This window comes from Nonomuraea sp. NPDC049607, assembly GCF_040675375.1.
In the GTDB taxonomy this organism is placed as follows: Bacteria; Actinomycetota; Actinomycetes; order Streptosporangiales; family Streptosporangiaceae; genus Nonomuraea.
Genome location: NZ_JBFAOV010000004.1, coordinates 1 through 14,246, shown reverse-complemented (window position 1 = coordinate 14,246; position 14,246 = coordinate 1). Strand labels below are relative to the sequence as shown.

The 14,246-nt window shown below is 72.3% G+C and carries 15 protein-coding genes; 4 read left to right on the top strand and 11 right to left on the bottom strand.

The annotated features are described in order from the left end of the window. Positions 1 to 39: 39 nt before the first annotated feature. Genes AB0J97_RS09980 through AB0J97_RS09950 form a run of 7 tightly spaced genes read right to left on the bottom strand, consistent with a single transcriptional unit; the run spans position 40 to position 6,843 of the window. Positions 40 to 663: a GNAT family N-acetyltransferase gene (locus AB0J97_RS09980; RefSeq protein WP_357694208.1), complete on the bottom strand. Its 624-nt coding sequence runs from the start codon at positions 661 to 663 to the stop codon at positions 40 to 42. A 26-nt stretch (positions 664 to 689) separates the two neighbouring features. Further along, positions 690 to 1,448: a glucose 1-dehydrogenase gene (locus AB0J97_RS09975; RefSeq protein ID WP_364086703.1), complete on the bottom strand. Its 759-nt coding sequence runs from the start codon at positions 1,446 to 1,448 to the stop codon at positions 690 to 692. 1 nt (position 1,449) lies between these two features. Beyond that, positions 1,450 to 3,726 (bottom strand): tetratricopeptide repeat protein, encoded by a 2,277-nt coding sequence (locus AB0J97_RS09970; protein ID WP_364086701.1) that lies wholly within the window; start codon positions 3,724 to 3,726, stop codon positions 1,450 to 1,452. 19 nt (positions 3,727 to 3,745) lie between these two features. After that, positions 3,746 to 4,501, bottom strand: a complete 756-nt coding sequence (locus AB0J97_RS09965; RefSeq protein ID WP_364086699.1) for a hypothetical protein — start codon at positions 4,499 to 4,501, stop codon at positions 3,746 to 3,748. A gap of 52 nt (positions 4,502 to 4,553) precedes the next feature. After that, a complete protein-coding gene (gene dapF / locus AB0J97_RS09960; protein WP_364086696.1) occupies positions 4,554 to 5,366 on the bottom strand; it encodes a diaminopimelate epimerase in 813 nt (270 codons plus the stop codon). Between the two features lie 9 nt (positions 5,367 to 5,375). Next, positions 5,376 to 6,281: a tRNA (adenosine(37)-N6)-dimethylallyltransferase MiaA gene (miaA, locus tag AB0J97_RS09955; RefSeq protein WP_364086694.1), complete on the bottom strand. Its 906-nt coding sequence runs from the start codon at positions 6,279 to 6,281 to the stop codon at positions 5,376 to 5,378. A 40-nt stretch (positions 6,282 to 6,321) separates the two neighbouring features. After that, a complete protein-coding gene (locus AB0J97_RS09950) occupies positions 6,322 to 6,843 on the bottom strand; it encodes a methylated-DNA--[protein]-cysteine S-methyltransferase (RefSeq protein ID WP_364086692.1) in 522 nt (173 codons plus the stop codon). On the opposite strand from AB0J97_RS09950, the gene AB0J97_RS09945 reads away from it, so the two are divergent. Next, positions 6,842 to 7,756, top strand: coding sequence for a ribonuclease Z (locus AB0J97_RS09945; protein WP_357694221.1), 915 nt, complete (start codon positions 6,842 to 6,844; stop codon positions 7,754 to 7,756). The genes AB0J97_RS09950 and AB0J97_RS09945 overlap by 2 nt on opposite strands. Before the next feature lie 21 nt (positions 7,757 to 7,777). Here AB0J97_RS09945 and AB0J97_RS09940 read toward each other — a convergent pair whose 3' ends face one another. The 3 genes from AB0J97_RS09940 to AB0J97_RS09930 form a co-directional block, all read right to left on the bottom strand. Next, positions 7,778 to 8,449 carry a hypothetical protein gene (locus AB0J97_RS09940; protein ID WP_364086690.1) on the bottom strand — a complete coding sequence of 224 codons (672 nt, stop codon included), beginning with the start codon at positions 8,447 to 8,449 and terminating at the stop codon, positions 7,778 to 7,780. 189 nt (positions 8,450 to 8,638) lie between these two features. Further along, a complete protein-coding gene (locus tag AB0J97_RS09935; RefSeq protein ID WP_364086688.1) occupies positions 8,639 to 9,397 on the bottom strand; it encodes an isocitrate lyase/phosphoenolpyruvate mutase family protein in 759 nt (252 codons plus the stop codon). Positions 9,398 to 9,487: 90 nt separating this feature from the next. Next, the gene (locus tag AB0J97_RS09930; protein WP_364086686.1) at positions 9,488 to 10,021 is read right to left on the bottom strand and encodes a hypothetical protein; all 534 of its coding nucleotides are present in this window, start codon (positions 10,019 to 10,021) and stop codon (positions 9,488 to 9,490) included. A 325-nt stretch (positions 10,022 to 10,346) separates the two neighbouring features. Here AB0J97_RS09930 and AB0J97_RS09925 point away from each other — a divergent pair, with 325 nt between their 5' ends. Next, a complete protein-coding gene (locus AB0J97_RS09925; protein WP_364086684.1) occupies positions 10,347 to 10,790 on the top strand; it encodes a hypothetical protein in 444 nt (147 codons plus the stop codon). A 57-nt stretch (positions 10,791 to 10,847) separates the two neighbouring features. Here AB0J97_RS09925 and miaB read toward each other — a convergent pair whose 3' ends face one another. Next, entirely contained in the window at positions 10,848 to 12,341 is a 1,494-nt protein-coding gene (gene miaB / locus AB0J97_RS09920) for a tRNA (N6-isopentenyl adenosine(37)-C2)-methylthiotransferase MiaB (RefSeq protein ID WP_357694230.1), read from the bottom strand. Between the two features lie 137 nt (positions 12,342 to 12,478). Between miaB and AB0J97_RS09915 the strand changes: the two genes are divergently transcribed. Together AB0J97_RS09915 and AB0J97_RS09910 are read left to right on the top strand one after the other, a co-directional pair. Next, complete coding sequence (locus AB0J97_RS09915; protein ID WP_357694232.1) at positions 12,479 to 13,234, top strand: amino acid ABC transporter ATP-binding protein; 756 nt, start codon at positions 12,479 to 12,481, stop codon at positions 13,232 to 13,234. 25 nt (positions 13,235 to 13,259) lie between these two features. Continuing rightward, complete coding sequence (locus AB0J97_RS09910; protein WP_364086681.1) at positions 13,260 to 14,111, top strand: glutamate ABC transporter substrate-binding protein; 852 nt, start codon at positions 13,260 to 13,262, stop codon at positions 14,109 to 14,111. The last annotated feature ends 135 nt before the right edge of the window (positions 14,112 to 14,246 follow it).

Here is a 14,246-nt window from a genome sequence, read left to right as displayed (position 1 = left end):
CGCAACGAACATAAAGCCCCGAATCCTCGGGGACAAGAGCTAGCCGAGCGGCGAGGTGTCCCGCCCCAGGTACGTCACCGCTCCCGCGTCGGCCACCGCCAGCTCGGCGAACCCGAGCCGGTCGTAGAACGCCCGCGCCGGCGCGTTGGTGCTGACCATCCCCAGGTGCAGCCGCGCGACCCCGGCGGCACGCAGGCCGTCGACCAGGGCGCTCATGAGCCGGCGTCCCCAGCCCTTGCCCTGCCAGTCGGGCAGCAGGTCGATGTGCAGGTGGGCGGGGTGACCGGCCAGCTCGGGCACCAGCATGCGCTCGGGCCGGTGGTGCAGGGCGAGCATCACGTCGTCGGCCGTGACCGGCGGATCTGCGGGAAGGGGGCAACGTCCGGCGGACCTCGGGATCCACTCCTCGCGGTAGCGGCGGACGAACGTCGCGGTGTCCGCGGTGCCCACGACGTAGCCGACGGCCTGGCCCGTGCCGTCGTCCAGGACGTGGGCGTGCTCGGGCTCCAGGGTCACGTAGGGGACGGCGAAGATGTCGCCCATGAGCAGGTCGGAGGCGTAGTGGCCGCGGGCGTCGCCACCGGCGTCGGCGGTACGCACGCAGATGTCGTAGACGGCGGCCAGATCGGCGGAACGATACGGACGTACGAAGGGGGCGGTCATTCCCGACAACGTACTAGAAGGACCCTCTACGTGATCAGGATGCCGCCGTCGACCGGCAGCGTCACGCCGGTGACGTACGAGGAGGCGTCGCCGGCCAGGAAGACCGCCGCCGCCACCAGCTCGGCCGGATCTCCGGCCCGCTTCATCGGCACCCGCAGCTCCAGCATGCGCTCCAGGTAGCCGGGGGGATACTGCTCGGTCATCTCCGAGGCGAAGAACCCCGGCTCCAGGCAGTTGACCCGGATGCCGCGCCGGGCCGTCCACTGCTGGGCCAGGTCGCGGGTGAGCCCGGCGACGGCCGCCTTCGACGCGCTGTAGGCGGCCTGTGGCAGCCCGGCGGTGGTCGCGCCGAGGATGCTGCCGACGTTGACGATCGACGACCCCGGCCGCATCACCCGCGCGCACGCCTGCGCCATCCAGTACGTGCCGTGCAGGTTGATCTCCACCACCCGGCGGAACTCCTCGGGCCGCTCGCGCAGCGCGGGGACGGCGGTGCCGACCCCCGCGTTGTTGATCAGCACGTCGACCGCCCCGAACTCGGCGACGGCCGCGGCGACCAGCGCGTCGCACTCCTCCGGGACCGCCACGTCGGTCTGGAGGGCCAGGCAACGGCGCCCGGTCTCCTCGACCAGACGCCGGGTCTCCTCCAGCCGTTCCCTGCGCCGGGCGCCGATCACGACGTCGGCGCCCGCCTCGGCCAGCCCGCGGGCGAAGGCCACGCCCAGCCCCGACGACGCGCCCGTGACGATGGCGACCTTGCCGTCGAGGCTGAAGCGCTCAAGCACGTCAGAGCCCGTATTCCTTGACGATGCGCTCGTGCCGCTCGATCTCGACGTCGATCTCGCGGGCCAGGTCGAGCCAGGCCAGCGGGTGCACCCAGCGCTCGGTGGCGTCGTCGAGCAGGGCGTCGACCTCGGAGGCCGACACGTCCGGCGGCACCGCGACCCAGCCGAACACGCCCGGCAGCGGCTCGCCGCTGGTCGGGTGGGTGACGGTGTAGTTCTCGTCGCTGTAGACCCACATCGGCCAGCCGCGCTCGGCCATGACCTCGGTGAACTCCGCCCAGTCCTCCTCGCTCGGCGCGGCGCCGTCGAAGAAGTAGCTGGTGTAGCCGCCGGGCCGCAGGATGCGCACGGCCGCGAACGGCGGCACGAAGTTCTGCTGCTCCTGCGGGTCCTCGGGGACGGGCTCCAGCAGCTGCGGGTCGAACACGACCAGGTCGCCCGCGTTGTAGTCCATGCCGCGCGGCTGCGGCAGCGCCAGCCGGGCGGTGGCCGGGCCGGTGCGGATGGACAACACCTGGCGCTGGCCGCCGTCGGGCGCCGGGAGGATGAGCCGGATCAGGCCCATCTCCTCCTCGATCGGGCCCTCCTTGGACTTGATCGGCATGCCGATCTTGGCCGCGCCCTTGCGCACGGTGTCCCAGTCCTCCGCCGAGGTGGCCATGACGATCATGCGCCAGATGTCCTCGTCGGTCAGCTCGTCGAGCACCTCCAGCAGCACGCCGGCGGCCCTGTCGTTGTGGTCGAGCTGCTGGGCGGCGCCGGACAGCAGGCGCCTGGCCTCGATGCCGGCCCCGGCCGCGACCGCGTGCTCGGCGGCGTCGAGCGTCTCCGGCCAGCGCTCGCGGGCGCTGTGCAGGCGGGCCAGCGCGAGGTGCTGGGCGGCGTGCGGCAGCAGCGCGGCCAGCTGCTCCAGCCGCTCGTCCTGGCGGGCCTCGATGAGCAGGGTGGTCAGGTAGGCCACGTCGTCGGGGTCGGCGGAGGCGGTGTCGCCCGAGTCGACCAGCAGCTTCCAGTAGATGTCGGCGCCCGCCGAGGGGAAGCCGAGGAAGCCGAGCGTGGTGGTGTGGCGGCGGGTGGCCTCCAGGTCGGAGCCGGACAGCGGCGCGAGCCAGCCCACCCACTTCTCGGGGTCGGCGTTGAAGCCGTCGGCGGCGTCGAACAGCCCGACCCGCTCCGACAGGGGGCCGGGGGCCTCCGGCTCGGAGGTGGCGTCGGCGGCGCCGCGCAGCGCGGCGACGCGCTCGCCCAGGCCGCTCGTCTCGCGCAGCTCGGCCGCGCCGGACTCGGCCAGGTCGGCGAGCAGCCGGGCCTGCCACACGCCCTTCCTGGCGACGGCCAGGTCGCCCGCGACCAGCGCGAGCTCGACGCGGGCGCGGTAGCCGCCCATCATGCCGAAGTAGTCGATCCACTGGCGCAGCACCCGGCCGAGCTGCCAGGTGTTGGTGATCTGGGAGGACCCGGCCAGCTTGGCGACCGCGCGCGACCACTCGACGAAGACGCGCGGGTGCTCGCCGACCACGTCGAGGTCGGGCAGCGCGTCGACGGCCTCGGCCGTGCGGCCGAGCTCGGCCAGGATGAGCGCGCGGCGCACGCCCTCGCGGTGGGCCTTGGCGGGCGGGTCGTCGGGGGCGAGGTCGGCGGCGGCCTGCAGGGCGCCCAGCGCGTCGTCGGCCCGGCCGGCGGCCAGCAGCGCGCGGGCGCCCTCGGCGCCGAGCTCCCAGCTCGCCTCGCGCCCGGCCGTGCGCAGCCGCTCGACGGCGGACTCGGCGTAGGTGACGGCCTCGCCGGCCTTGCCCGCGTCGACGAGCGCCGCGACGTACTGGGTCACCAGGCCGCAGAAGGCGGGCCGCTCCGGGCTCATGCCCTCCAGGAAGGCGCCCACCGTCTCCAGCCGCTCGCCGGCGTAGCCGGGGCCGTCGGTGTTGGCCCACACGACGGCCATCGCCTCGACGGCGGCCGGGGTGGCCGGGCAGTCGCGCACGTCTTCGCGCTGGGCGAACGTGAGCAGCTGCCGCGCGTCGTCGATGGCCACCGCGCCCTGGGCCCGGTCGCCGATGCGGCCCATGAGGTGCCAGTAGCGGGCGTAGAACTCCAGCCAGGGCAGCTCAAGCGACTCGGCCTGCTGGGCGATGGCCGGGGCCATCACGTCGAGCTGCGGATACCGGCCCTCGTAGGCCTGTGCGGGAAGGTCTCCCAGCGCCATGGCGAGGCCAACGTTGCCCGCCTCGGAAAGCTGCTGCTGGGTTTCGCCGACCCAGGCCCAGATGTCCACGTCCATGGGCAGTCAGTCTGCCAGGTCAACGAGCGTGCCCAAAACGCAGAAGCTCGATCAGCTCGTCCGACTCGTTGTCGCGCAGCACCGCGAAGAACGGTGCCATCAGGTCGTCGGTGGTCTCCTCGACCTGGGCCCGCCGCGCCACGACCTCGGGGCCGGGGGTCGCGTAGGGCTCGGGCCAGGTGAAGAACCGGGCGATCGTCACGCCGTCGGCGTAGCCGAAGGGGGTCGTGTCGTGGGTGGCGGCGAGCGTCGCCTCCAGGGGGTGCAGGCCGGCCGCGAGCACCGCGTCGGCGTGCAGGCCGCCGCGCAGCTCACGCAGGACGTGCATGAGCTGAACGGCGCGCGCGGGCGGGTCGTCCGGCAGCGGCACCGCCCGCCAGCCGGCGAACAGCGGCGCCCCCACCGGCGAGGCCTGAGCGACGACGGGTTCGAGCAGCTCGGCGATCCTGGCGCAGCCGTCGTGGCCGCCCAGTTTGCGCCGCCCCCACTGCCTGCACGCCTCGGCGTAGAGCTCGACGGCCCGCTCGACGTGCATCTTCCTGCCGCCGTTCCAGCTCTCCTCCACGTGGGCGGCGGGGAAGAAGACCGCCACCGAGGTGACCACGTCGGCGTGGCACTCGCCGAGCACCCCGCACCGCCCGCGGAAGTACAGCTCGCGCGGGCCGAGTCCGTGTTCCTCGCAGATGGCCTTGGCCTCGCGGGAGACCATGAAGCCGCCGCCGTACTGGCCGATGGGCGCCTTGACCTGAACCGCCGTGGTACGTGGGTCCGCCATCCTCAACCCCTTCTCGGTTCGGAAAGTGGACCCAGCATCCCTCAGGAGAACATCATTCTGCAAGCATCAGCTCGCCGCTCGCCAGGATCACCGCCGGACCGGACAGGTAGCTCGTGTCCTCGTCGAGGATGACGGTCAGCGAGCCGCCGACGACCTCGACGGTCCACGTGCCCGTGGTGTCGCCGGACAGGTGGGCGGCGGCCACGGCGGTGGCCACGGCGCCCGTGCCGCAGGAACGCGTCTCGCCCGAGCCGCGCTCGTAGACCCGCATCACCACACGGCTGACGCCGACCGGGTTGAACAACTCGATGTTGACGCCCGAGGGGAAGACCCCGGTGTCGAAGCCCGGCTGGTGGCTGAGGTCGAGCTGGACGACCGGGTCGCCGATCGCGCAGGCCAGGTGGGGGTTGCCCATGTCCACGCGGATACCGGGGTACTCGTGGCCGCCGACGCCGGCCACGCTCTCCCCCAGCACGACGGGCTTGCCCATGTCGACCGTGATGTCGCCGTTGGGCTCGACCCGGACCCGGCGCGGGCCGCCCCTGGTGGCCAGGCAGAACTCCGTCCCCTCCACCAGCCCCGCGTCCACCAGGTAACGGGCGAAGACGCGTACGCCGTTGCCGCACATCTCCGCGACGCTGCCGTCGGCGTTGCGATAGTCCATGAACCAGTCGGCCACCGCGGCCTGCTCGGCCACCTCGGCGTGCTGCTTGGTCCTGGCGACCCGGAGCACGCCGTCGGCGCCGATCCCGGCCCGCCGGTCACAGATCTTGGCCACGAGCGCGGCCGTCACTTCCACGCCGTCGTCGGGATCGGGCAGGATGACGAAATCGTTCTCGGTGCCGTGCCCCTTGAGAAACCGCATTGCCTGAGTTTATGCCGCACCCGGGTCGGCGATGTGCGCCAGGGATCGTTCAAGCAGGTCGGGAGCGTCGTACGGGAGCCAGCGCACCCGGGGGTCGCGGCGGAACCATGACTCCTGACGGCGGGCGAAGCGCCTGGTGGCCCTGACCGTCTCGGCGAACGCCTGCTCCTCGCTCCACTCACCCTCCAGGAAGCGGATGACCTGCGCGTAGCCGAGCGCGCGGCCCGCCGTGCGGCCCTCGGCCAGGCCCTGGCCGAGCAGCGCGCGGACCTCTTCGACCAGGCCCGCGGCCCACATGCGCTCGACCCGCAGCTCGATGCGCTCGTCGAGGACGGGCCGCGGCACCTCCAGGCCGAGCTGCACGCTCGGATAGACGGCGTCGTAGGACGGCATGGTGGCCGAGAACGGCCGGCCGGAGTGCTCGATCACCTCCAGCGCGCGCACGACGCGGCGGCCGTTGCTCGGCAGGATCGCCTCGGCGGCGGGCGGGTCGAGCTCGCGCAGCCGCTCGTACAGGGGGGCCGGGCCGCGCTCGGCCAGCTCCGCCTCCAGCCGGGCCCTGATCACCGGGTCGGTGCCGGGGAACTCCAGGTCGTCGAGGGCCGCGCGGACGTAGAGGCCGCTGCCGCCCACCAGCACCGGGACGTCGATCTTCGCGAACAGCTCCCTGGCCAGCCGCTGGTACTCGGCGACGCTGGCCGTGACCGTGACGTCCCAGATGTCCAGCAGGTGGTGCGGGACGCCGCGCTGCTCGGCGGGGGTGAGCTTGGCCGTGCCGATGTCCATGCCGCGGTAGAGCTGCATGGAGTCGGCGTTGACGCACTCGCCCCCGAGCCGGAGCGCGATGTCGACGGCGAGGTCGGACTTCCCGGCCGCCGTGGGGCCCACGACGGCGATGACTGGCTGCTGGCGCACACCGACCAGTGTGTCAACTGTCCGGGTGTGGACGGACCATCTACAGGTCGAGGAGTGTCGGCTGGAGGTATCCCTCGTGCGTCAGCAGCCAGCGCTTGGTCTCCACGCCCACGCCGCCGCTGAACCCGCCCAGCCCGTTGCCCGCGACCACCCGGTGGCAGGGCACGATGATGGGGATCGGGTTGGAGCCCATGATCGAACCGATGCCGCGGGCGGGCACGCTCGACCCGGCTCGCCGGGCCAGCTCGCCGTAGGTGACGGCGGTGCCGTACGGGACGCGGTGCAGGGCCTGGAGCACCTGCAACCGCGAGCCCGTCATCAGCCGCCAGTCCACGGGCGTGCTGAACGAGCGCAGCTCGCCGGCGAAATAAGCATGCAGCTCGGCGACCGCGGAGGCCGTACGATCCGCATCATGAACCTCAGCCAGGCCGAGCCTGCCGGCCAGTCCAGCGGGGGAACCCCACCCCGACGCGACCAGCCCCCGCTCGGTGACGGCCAGGACGAACGGGCCGACCGGCGTCGGCACCTCAGCGAACGCGACCGTGGTCAGCGTGGTCATCATGTCCTCACGTGAACTCGTGGTGCTGGGCACCTCCAGTGCGGTGCCCACCCGACACCGTAACCACAACGGGTACCTTCTGCGCTGGGACGGGCAAGGCTTCCTTTTCGACCCCGGCGAGGGCACGCAGCGGCAGATGCTGCACGCCGGGCTGAGCGCGAACGACGTCCACTGGCTGTGCGTGACCCACTTCCACGGCGACCACTGCCTGGGCGTGCCCGGCGTCGTGCAGCGCATCGCCCGCGACCGGGTGCGCCATCCGGTGCGCGCGGTCTTTCCCGCCGCCGGTCAGACCTACTGGCGCAGGCTGCGGCACGCCGCCGCGTTCGCCGACACCACGGTGATCGAGGAGCATCCGGTCTCCGGCGCGCTGGCCGGGGTGGGCCCGCTGATCGCCCGCCGCCTGTCCCATCCCGTCGAGTCCTACGGCTACCGCATCCAGGAGCCGCCCGGCCGCCGCATGCTGCCCGACCGGCTGGCCCGCCACGGCATCCGCGGCCCCGAGGTCGGCGAACTCCAGCGCACCGGCTCGGTCCGGGGCGTCACGCTCGCCGATTGCAGCGAGCCCAGGCCGGGGCAGAGCGCGGCGTTCGTCATGGACACCCGGCTGTGCGACGCCGTGTTCGAGCTGGCGTCGGGGGCCGACCTGCTGGTGATCGAGTCGACGTTCCTGTCCGCCGAGGGCGCGCTCGCCAAGGAGTACGGGCACCTGACGGCGTTCGAGGCGGGCGTGGTGGCGGCGGACGCGGGCGTGCGCAGGCTGGTGCTCACGCACTTCTCCGAGCGCTACGGGTTCGCCGAGGAGCCGGCCTTCGTGGAGGAGGTGCGGCGCAGCTTCGACGGCGAGGTGATCACCGCCCGCGACCTGATGCGCATCCCGGTCCCCCGCCGCCGACCCCACACCTCCACGACGTGACGCGGCTCGGGGGCTGTCCCGTCAGCTCCACACGCCCGCGAAGTAGCCGACGCCGTAGGGCGAGGACTCCATGAGCAGCCTGCCCGTCAGCGACGTGCCCTCGGCCGCGCCGGCCAGCACCTGGAGGGCCGCGCGGCCGGTCACCCACAGCCGGTCGGCCTCCACGGGGTCGAGCGCGGCCAGCGCCGCCGCGTCCGCCCTGCCGACCGCGTCGGCGATCAGGGCGTTGTACGGCCCGGCCGCCTCGTCGTACCGGCCCGGCGCCCGGGGGGTCAGGCAGGCCGAGCCGTCGGCCATGACCAGCAGCGCGACCCTGCCGAGGGCGGCCAGCTCGGCGCCGATCGCCCGGCACTCCTCCGGAGCGGCGTCGTAGGCCACCGCTGTGGCGGGAACCCTGTCACCGTCGTGGGCGGGAGCCTCTTCGGCGTCGTTCAGGAGCCGGCGGCCGACGGTCAGGGACAGCGGCAGCACGGGCCGGCCCTCGCCCACCGTGACCTCGAACCCCCAGGGCCGCAGGCTGCCCGCCGCGGCGCCGTCGTACGAGCGGGCCGTCTCGGCCCCGCCCACCACGACCAGCACGTCGGGGCGGGCGGCCCGGAGCGCGGCGACCGCGGCGCGACAGGCCGCGCGCAGCTCGGGGAGCCCGGTCACGATCAGCGGGGTTTGCGGGCAGACGGCCGCGGCGACAAGCACGAGCGCAAGCGTACGCGCCCGCCACCCGCCCCCACCGCCCAGCCCGCCCAGGGCCCATGCGTCCCCAGCCCGCCGATCAGCCCGCCCACCACCAGGGGCCCGGCCGGACAACCCGCCCGAGAGGCACGCGCCACCACGGGCCCGGCCGGACAACCCGGGAAAGCGGCACGCCCTACCCCGGCCCGCCGGTCAGTTCGTGTAGGGGTCGCGGCCTTGGGCGATCGCGGTGAACAGGCGCTGAGCGTAGGTGTGGGTCGCCTGGTGCAGGCCGCCGCCGAAGCTGATCCTGGCCACCCCCAGCTCCGCCAGCCGCGCGTACGACGGCGCCTTGGGCCGGAACAGGATGTTCACCGGCCCGCCCACCTCGGCGACCAGGGCCGCGATCTCGCCCTCGTCCTCCAGCATGATCGGGTAAACGCAGTCGGCCCCCGCCTCCAGGTAGCGCCGCCCGCGCTCCACCGCCGCCGCCCGGTCGCCCCGGCCGAGCACGTACGTGTCCACCCGCGCGTTGATCACGAGGGCGTCGCCGGCGGCCGCCCGCATCGCGGCCAGGTAGTCCGCCTGAGCCCCGGCGTCCACCAGCTCCTTGGTACGCGGGTCGGAGTCCTCCACGTTGCAGCCCACCGCCCCGGCCTCGGCCAGCCGCTCGGCCAGCTCGCCCGGCGCGAGCCCGTAACCGCGTTCGACGTCGGCGGTCACGGGCACGTCCACGGCCCTCACGATGCGGGCGACGGCGGCCATCATCTCGCCGACCGGCGTGCTCTCGCCGTCGGCGTAGCCCAGCACGCGGGAGACGGCCGCGCTGCCGGTGGCCACCACCGGGAACCCCGCCGCCTGGACGGCGCGCGCCGAGGCGGCGTCCCAGACGTTGGGCAGGATCAGCGGGTCGCCGGGCACGTGCAGCCGTCGCAACGCGGCCGCCGACGTGGCCGCTCTGTCAGTCGTCATGCCCGGAACCCTACGAGCCCGGCCGGCTCCCCAGCAGGTCCATTGCCGGCCGGAAAGGGCGAGCCACTTGCGGCGCCACTGACGACGGTCTCAGCAGCCGCTCTGGGCGCACTGGCCGCTGAGCTCGCCCGCAGGGCCGTCGGCGGGGTTGTCGCCGTCGGGTTCGGGCGCCTTGGTGGGCGGCTTGGTGGACGGCGTGCCGGGCTTCTTGCCGGTGCCCGTCTGCCTGGTGCCGTCGGAGCCGGTCGATCCCTTGTCGGCGGCGTCGGTGCCGCCGCCCGTGTCCGTGACCGCGTCGCCCATGGCGGAGTCGTCGGAACCGTCGGTGGGCAGGCCGTCGTCGGGGGCGTCGGTGGTGGCGTCGCCCATGGTGGCTTCCTCGTCGGCCTCGAACACCTCGTCGCCGGGGCTCTTGGCCGGGGACGGCCGGCCGGCGCCCTGCTCCTGCTGGGTGCTCTGGCCGGGCTTGGCCGCCAGCAGATAGCCGGCGCCGCCCGCGGCGAGCACGCCGACGAGGGCCGAGGCGGCGATGATGACGGTCTTCCTGCTCTTGCCCGGGGGCCTCGGGGACGAGCCCGGCCCGGAGAGGATCTCCTGACGATCCGGTTCGGTCGGATCATGCATGGTGGTGCAGCTCCCTGCGGTCGTATCGGGGAAAGCTCGCCGGCTTCCGCGGGTGATGGACCACACTAGCCGCATCAGCGGAATGCTCGCACACCCATCACAAAGGAATCACGACTTGTCCCCCCAAAGATCTGTTTGCCCAGGTGGCCGTCCCCGGTGGGGCGCCGCGGCCGGAGCGGCCGGGGTACTCGTCACGGCCGGCCTTGGGATATTCCTCGCATTCACCAGTTCTCCGGAATCACGCCCGCAAAGCCACCGTGAATTCGATCAGGAAACACCGCTTATCCCAAGATCGTATTTTCCTTCGCAGATCGCGGTCTCCCCGGTGGCCGAGCCGTCCCCCGCGCCGCCCATCCCCTCGGCGGGCCCGTGGTCGCCGGGCTGGATGGAGGCCGTGCCGGCGCCCGGCCGGCCCACGACGGCGACGCCGGCCAAGGGCGAGCCGTCGGCCCCGGCGGTGAAGGTCGACGTGTCCGTCCCGCCGCTGAAGGGCGAGCTGTCGTCGCCGCTCTCGCCCAAGGCGCTTCCCACGCATCCGCCGCTCGTCGCGCCGCCGCGGCCGTCCCGGCGGGCCACCGTACGCCGTCCGGCGCCGCACGCGTCCCCGCAGGCCCCGCCGCGGGAACGGTCGGTGCCCGAGCCGGACCGTCAGGCGCCGCCCCCGCCGCCGCCTCCGTCCGTACGGGCCGGGGGGCACGACCCGTGCGCCACGTTCGACGACTTCCGACGGCAGCCGTGCTACAGCTTCCTCGACCGTCTCACCCGCTGACCCACGCAGAACACCCCGCCGTCCGGAAGGGGCGGCGGGGTGCATGAACGAAATGCGTCAGTGGGCCGAGCAGGCCCCGGCGGCCGGGGCGGGGGTCGCCGGACGGCCGACGGACGGCATGCCGAGCAGCACGCCCGGCCCCTTGGCCGGGGCGCCCTGGCGGGCCTCCCAGGCGTCGCCGGCCCGCGTACGCCGCAGCGCGCGCACCGCGCCGTCGGCGACCAGGTGGTGGGGGGCGGCGTAGGTGACCTCGACCGTGACCATGTCACCGGGCCTGGGGGTCTCCTCGCCCACCGCGAAGTGCACGAGCCGGTTGTCGGCGGCACGGCCGGACAGGCGGCGCGTGGCATCGTCCTTGCGGCCCTCACCCTCGGCGACCAGCACCTCCAGCGTGCGGCCGACCTGCTTCTTGTTCTCCTCCCAGGAGATCTCCTCCTGAAGGGCGACCAGGCGCTCGTAACGCTCCTGGACGACCTCCTTGGGGATCTGGTCCTCCATCGTGGCCGCCGGGGTGCCCGGACGGATGGAGTACTGGAAGGTGAAGGCGTTGGCGAAGCGGCTCTGGCGGACGACATCGAGGGTGGCCTGGAAGTCGTCCTCGGTCTCGCCGGGGAAGCCGACGATGATGTCGGTCGAGATGGCCGCGTCGGGCATGGCGGCGCGCACGCGCTCGATGATGCCGAGGTAGCGCTCGGCCCGGTAGGAGCGGCGCATGGCCCGCAGCACCCGGTCGGAGCCCGACTGCAGCGGCATGTGGAGCTGGTGCATGACGTTGGGCGTCTCGGCCATGGCGGCGATGACGTCGTCGGTGAAGGCGGCCGGGTGGGGCGAGGTGAAGCGCACCCGCTCCAGGCCCTCGACGTCGCCGCAGGCGCGCAGGAGCTTGCCGAAGGCCAGCCGGTCGCCGAACTCGACGCCGTAGGTGTTGACGTTCTGGCCGAGCAGCGTCACCTCCAGGACGCCCTGGCCGACGAGCGTGCGCACCTCGGACAGGACGTCGCCGGGACGGCGGTCCTTCTCCTTGCCGCGCAGCGACGGCACGATGCAGAACGTGCAGGTGTTGTTGCAGCCGACCGAGATCGCGACCCACGCCGCGTAGGCCGACTCGCGCTTGGTGGGCAGCGTGGAGGGGAAGACCTCCAGCGACTCCTTCAGCTCGACCTGGGCCTCGCCGGCCACCCGGGCCCGCTCCAGCAGCACCGGCAGAGATCCGATGTTGTGGGTGCCGAAGACGACGTCGACCCAGGGCGCCTTACGGACGATGTCGCCCTGGTCCTTCTGGGCCAGGCAGCCGCCCACCGCGATCTGCATGCGCGGGTTGCTCATCTTGGCCGGCCGCAGGTGGCCGAGGTTTCCGTAGAGGCGGTTGTCGGCGTTCTCCCGCACGGCGCACGTGTTGAACACGACGACGTCGGCCGTTCCCCCCTCGGGGGCCGGCACGTAACCGGCGTCCTCAAGCAGGCCGGAAAGGCGCTCGGAGTCGTGCACGTTCATCTGGCACCCGTATGTGCGCACTTCATACGTGCGGGCGCTCTCCTGGGTCACAGTCATGGCAGGTTCAAGGGTAGTCGTTGTCCGGCTCGCGGCAGCCGCCCCCGTCTAAAACACCAGCTTGACGGCTCGATGTGACCGGATCGGTACCACCTGGTTAGTGACCAGCGTCTTAATGACCTCTACCGTTTTGGTCCATGACGGAGAACGGCGACGCCACTCCACTCGTTCAGTTGGAGGGCGTCAACAAGCGCTTCGGGGCGTTGCACGTCCTGAAGGACATCAACTTGACCGTCTCTCGTGGCGAGGTTCTGGTGGTCATCGGGCCTTCGGGCGGTGGAAAGTCCACGCTGTGCCGGACGATCAACCGCCTGGAGACGATCGACGACGGCAGGATCGTGTTCGACGGCCAGGTGCTGCCCGAGGAGGGCAGGTCGCTGGCCCGGCTGCGGTCCGAGGTCGGCATGGTGTTCCAGTCCTTCAACCTGTTCGCGCACAAGACCATCCGTGAGAACGTCACGCTCGGGCCGATCAAGGTGCGCCGCAAGGATCGCCAGGCGGCCGACACGCGGGCCATGGAACTGCTGGAACGGGTGGGCATCGCCGCGCAGGCGGACAAGTACCCGGCCCAGCTCTCCGGCGGCCAGCAGCAGCGGGTCGCGATCGCACGTGCGCTGGCCATGGACCCGAAGATGATCCTCTTCGACGAGCCCACCTCGGCGCTGGACCCGGAAATGGTCCAGGAGGTGCTCGACGTGATGATCGGGCTGGCACGTGACGGCATGACGATGATGGTCGTCACGCACGAGATGGGATTCGCCCGCAGGGCCGCCAACCGGGTGGTCTTCATGGCGGACGGGCAGATCGTGGAGGAGAACACCCCCGACGAGTTCTTCACCAACGCGCAGACCGACCGCGCGCGTGATTTCCTTTCGAAGATCCTCACGCACTGAGATTTTGAGGCAGGTATACATGCACATGCGTCGTTTGGGAGCGGTGGTCACGGGAGTGGGCATGCTCGCCGCTCTGGCCGCCTGCGGCGGTGACAAGACCTACGCCAGCGTCCTGGAGAAGGTTCAGGACGGCGGCAAGGTCGTGGTCGGCACGAAGTGGGACCAGCCGAGCCTGGGCTTGAAGAAGGGGTCGGAGCCCGAGGGCTTCGACGTCGACGTCGCCAAGGCCGTGCTGAAGGAGATGAACGGCGGCAAGGACGCCACGATCGAGTGGAAGGAGTCGGCCTCCTCCAACCGCGAGCCCTTCCTCCAGAACGGCACCGTCGACATCATCTTCGCCACGTACTCCATCACCGAGGAGCGCAAGGCCAAGGTGTCCTTCGGCGGCCCGTACGTGATCGCGCACCAGGACATCATGGTCCGCAAGGACGACGCCGCGATCAACGCCCCGCAGGACCTCAAGGGCAAGAAGATCTGCAAGGCGGCCGGCTCCAACTCCTACAAGCGCGTCACCGACCCGCCCCCGGACGGCAAGCTCGACATCGACGCCACGACCGTCGACGCGGCCAACTACTCCGAGTGCGTGCAGAAGCTGTCGGGCAGCAACCTCGACGCCGTCACCACCGACGACCTGATCCTGGCGGGCTTCGCCAAGCAGGCCGGCGGCAACTTCAAGGTGCTCGGCCAGGGCTTCACCGACGAGAAGTACGGCATCGGCCTGAAGAAGGGCGACACCAAGACGTGTGAGGCCGTCAACACCGCGGTGAAGAAGATCTGGGACAACGGCACCATGAAGCAGCTGCTGGAGAAGTGGTTCGGCGGCATCGAGGGCCTGAAGCTGTCGGAGACCGCGCCCCCGGCCGAGGGTTGCAGCTAGTCACGCCAGAGGCGGGGGGCGGGGGGCCCGCCCCCCCCCCGCCAAGGGGGGGGGGCCGCAGGGGGAAAAAAAACGTAGAGAGGGCGGTGGGGGAAGCGGGTTGTGACCGAAGTGTTGATAACAGGGGGGGGCGGA

What these genes read in the sequence shown, in the direction of transcription:
- AB0J97_RS09980 (WP_357694208.1), bottom strand. Translation starts at nt 663, where the DNA reads ATGACCGCCCCCTTCGTACGTCCGTATCGTTCCGCCGATCTGGCCGCC.
- AB0J97_RS09970 (WP_364086701.1), bottom strand. Translation starts at nt 3,726, where the DNA reads ATGGACGTGGACATCTGGGCCTGGGTCGGCGAAACCCAGCAGCAGCTT.
- AB0J97_RS09965 (WP_364086699.1), bottom strand. Translation starts at nt 4,501, where the DNA reads ATGGCGGACCCACGTACCACGGCGGTTCAGGTCAAGGCGCCCATCGGC.
- dapF (WP_364086696.1), bottom strand. Translation starts at nt 5,366, where the DNA reads ATGCGGTTTCTCAAGGGGCACGGCACCGAGAACGATTTCGTCATCCTG.
- AB0J97_RS09945 (WP_357694221.1), top strand. Translation starts at nt 6,842, where the DNA reads ATGTCCTCACGTGAACTCGTGGTGCTGGGCACCTCCAGTGCGGTGCCC.
- AB0J97_RS09950 (WP_364086692.1), bottom strand. Translation starts at nt 6,843, where the DNA reads ATGATGACCACGCTGACCACGGTCGCGTTCGCTGAGGTGCCGACGCCG.
- AB0J97_RS09935 (WP_364086688.1), bottom strand. Translation starts at nt 9,397, where the DNA reads ATGACGACTGACAGAGCGGCCACGTCGGCGGCCGCGTTGCGACGGCTG.
- AB0J97_RS09930 (WP_364086686.1), bottom strand. Translation starts at nt 10,021, where the DNA reads ATGCATGATCCGACCGAACCGGATCGTCAGGAGATCCTCTCCGGGCCG.
- miaB (WP_357694230.1), bottom strand. Translation starts at nt 12,341, where the DNA reads ATGACTGTGACCCAGGAGAGCGCCCGCACGTATGAAGTGCGCACATAC.
- AB0J97_RS09915 (WP_357694232.1), top strand. Translation starts at nt 12,479, where the DNA reads ATGACGGAGAACGGCGACGCCACTCCACTCGTTCAGTTGGAGGGCGTC.
- AB0J97_RS09910 (WP_364086681.1), top strand. Translation starts at nt 13,260, where the DNA reads ATGCGTCGTTTGGGAGCGGTGGTCACGGGAGTGGGCATGCTCGCCGCT.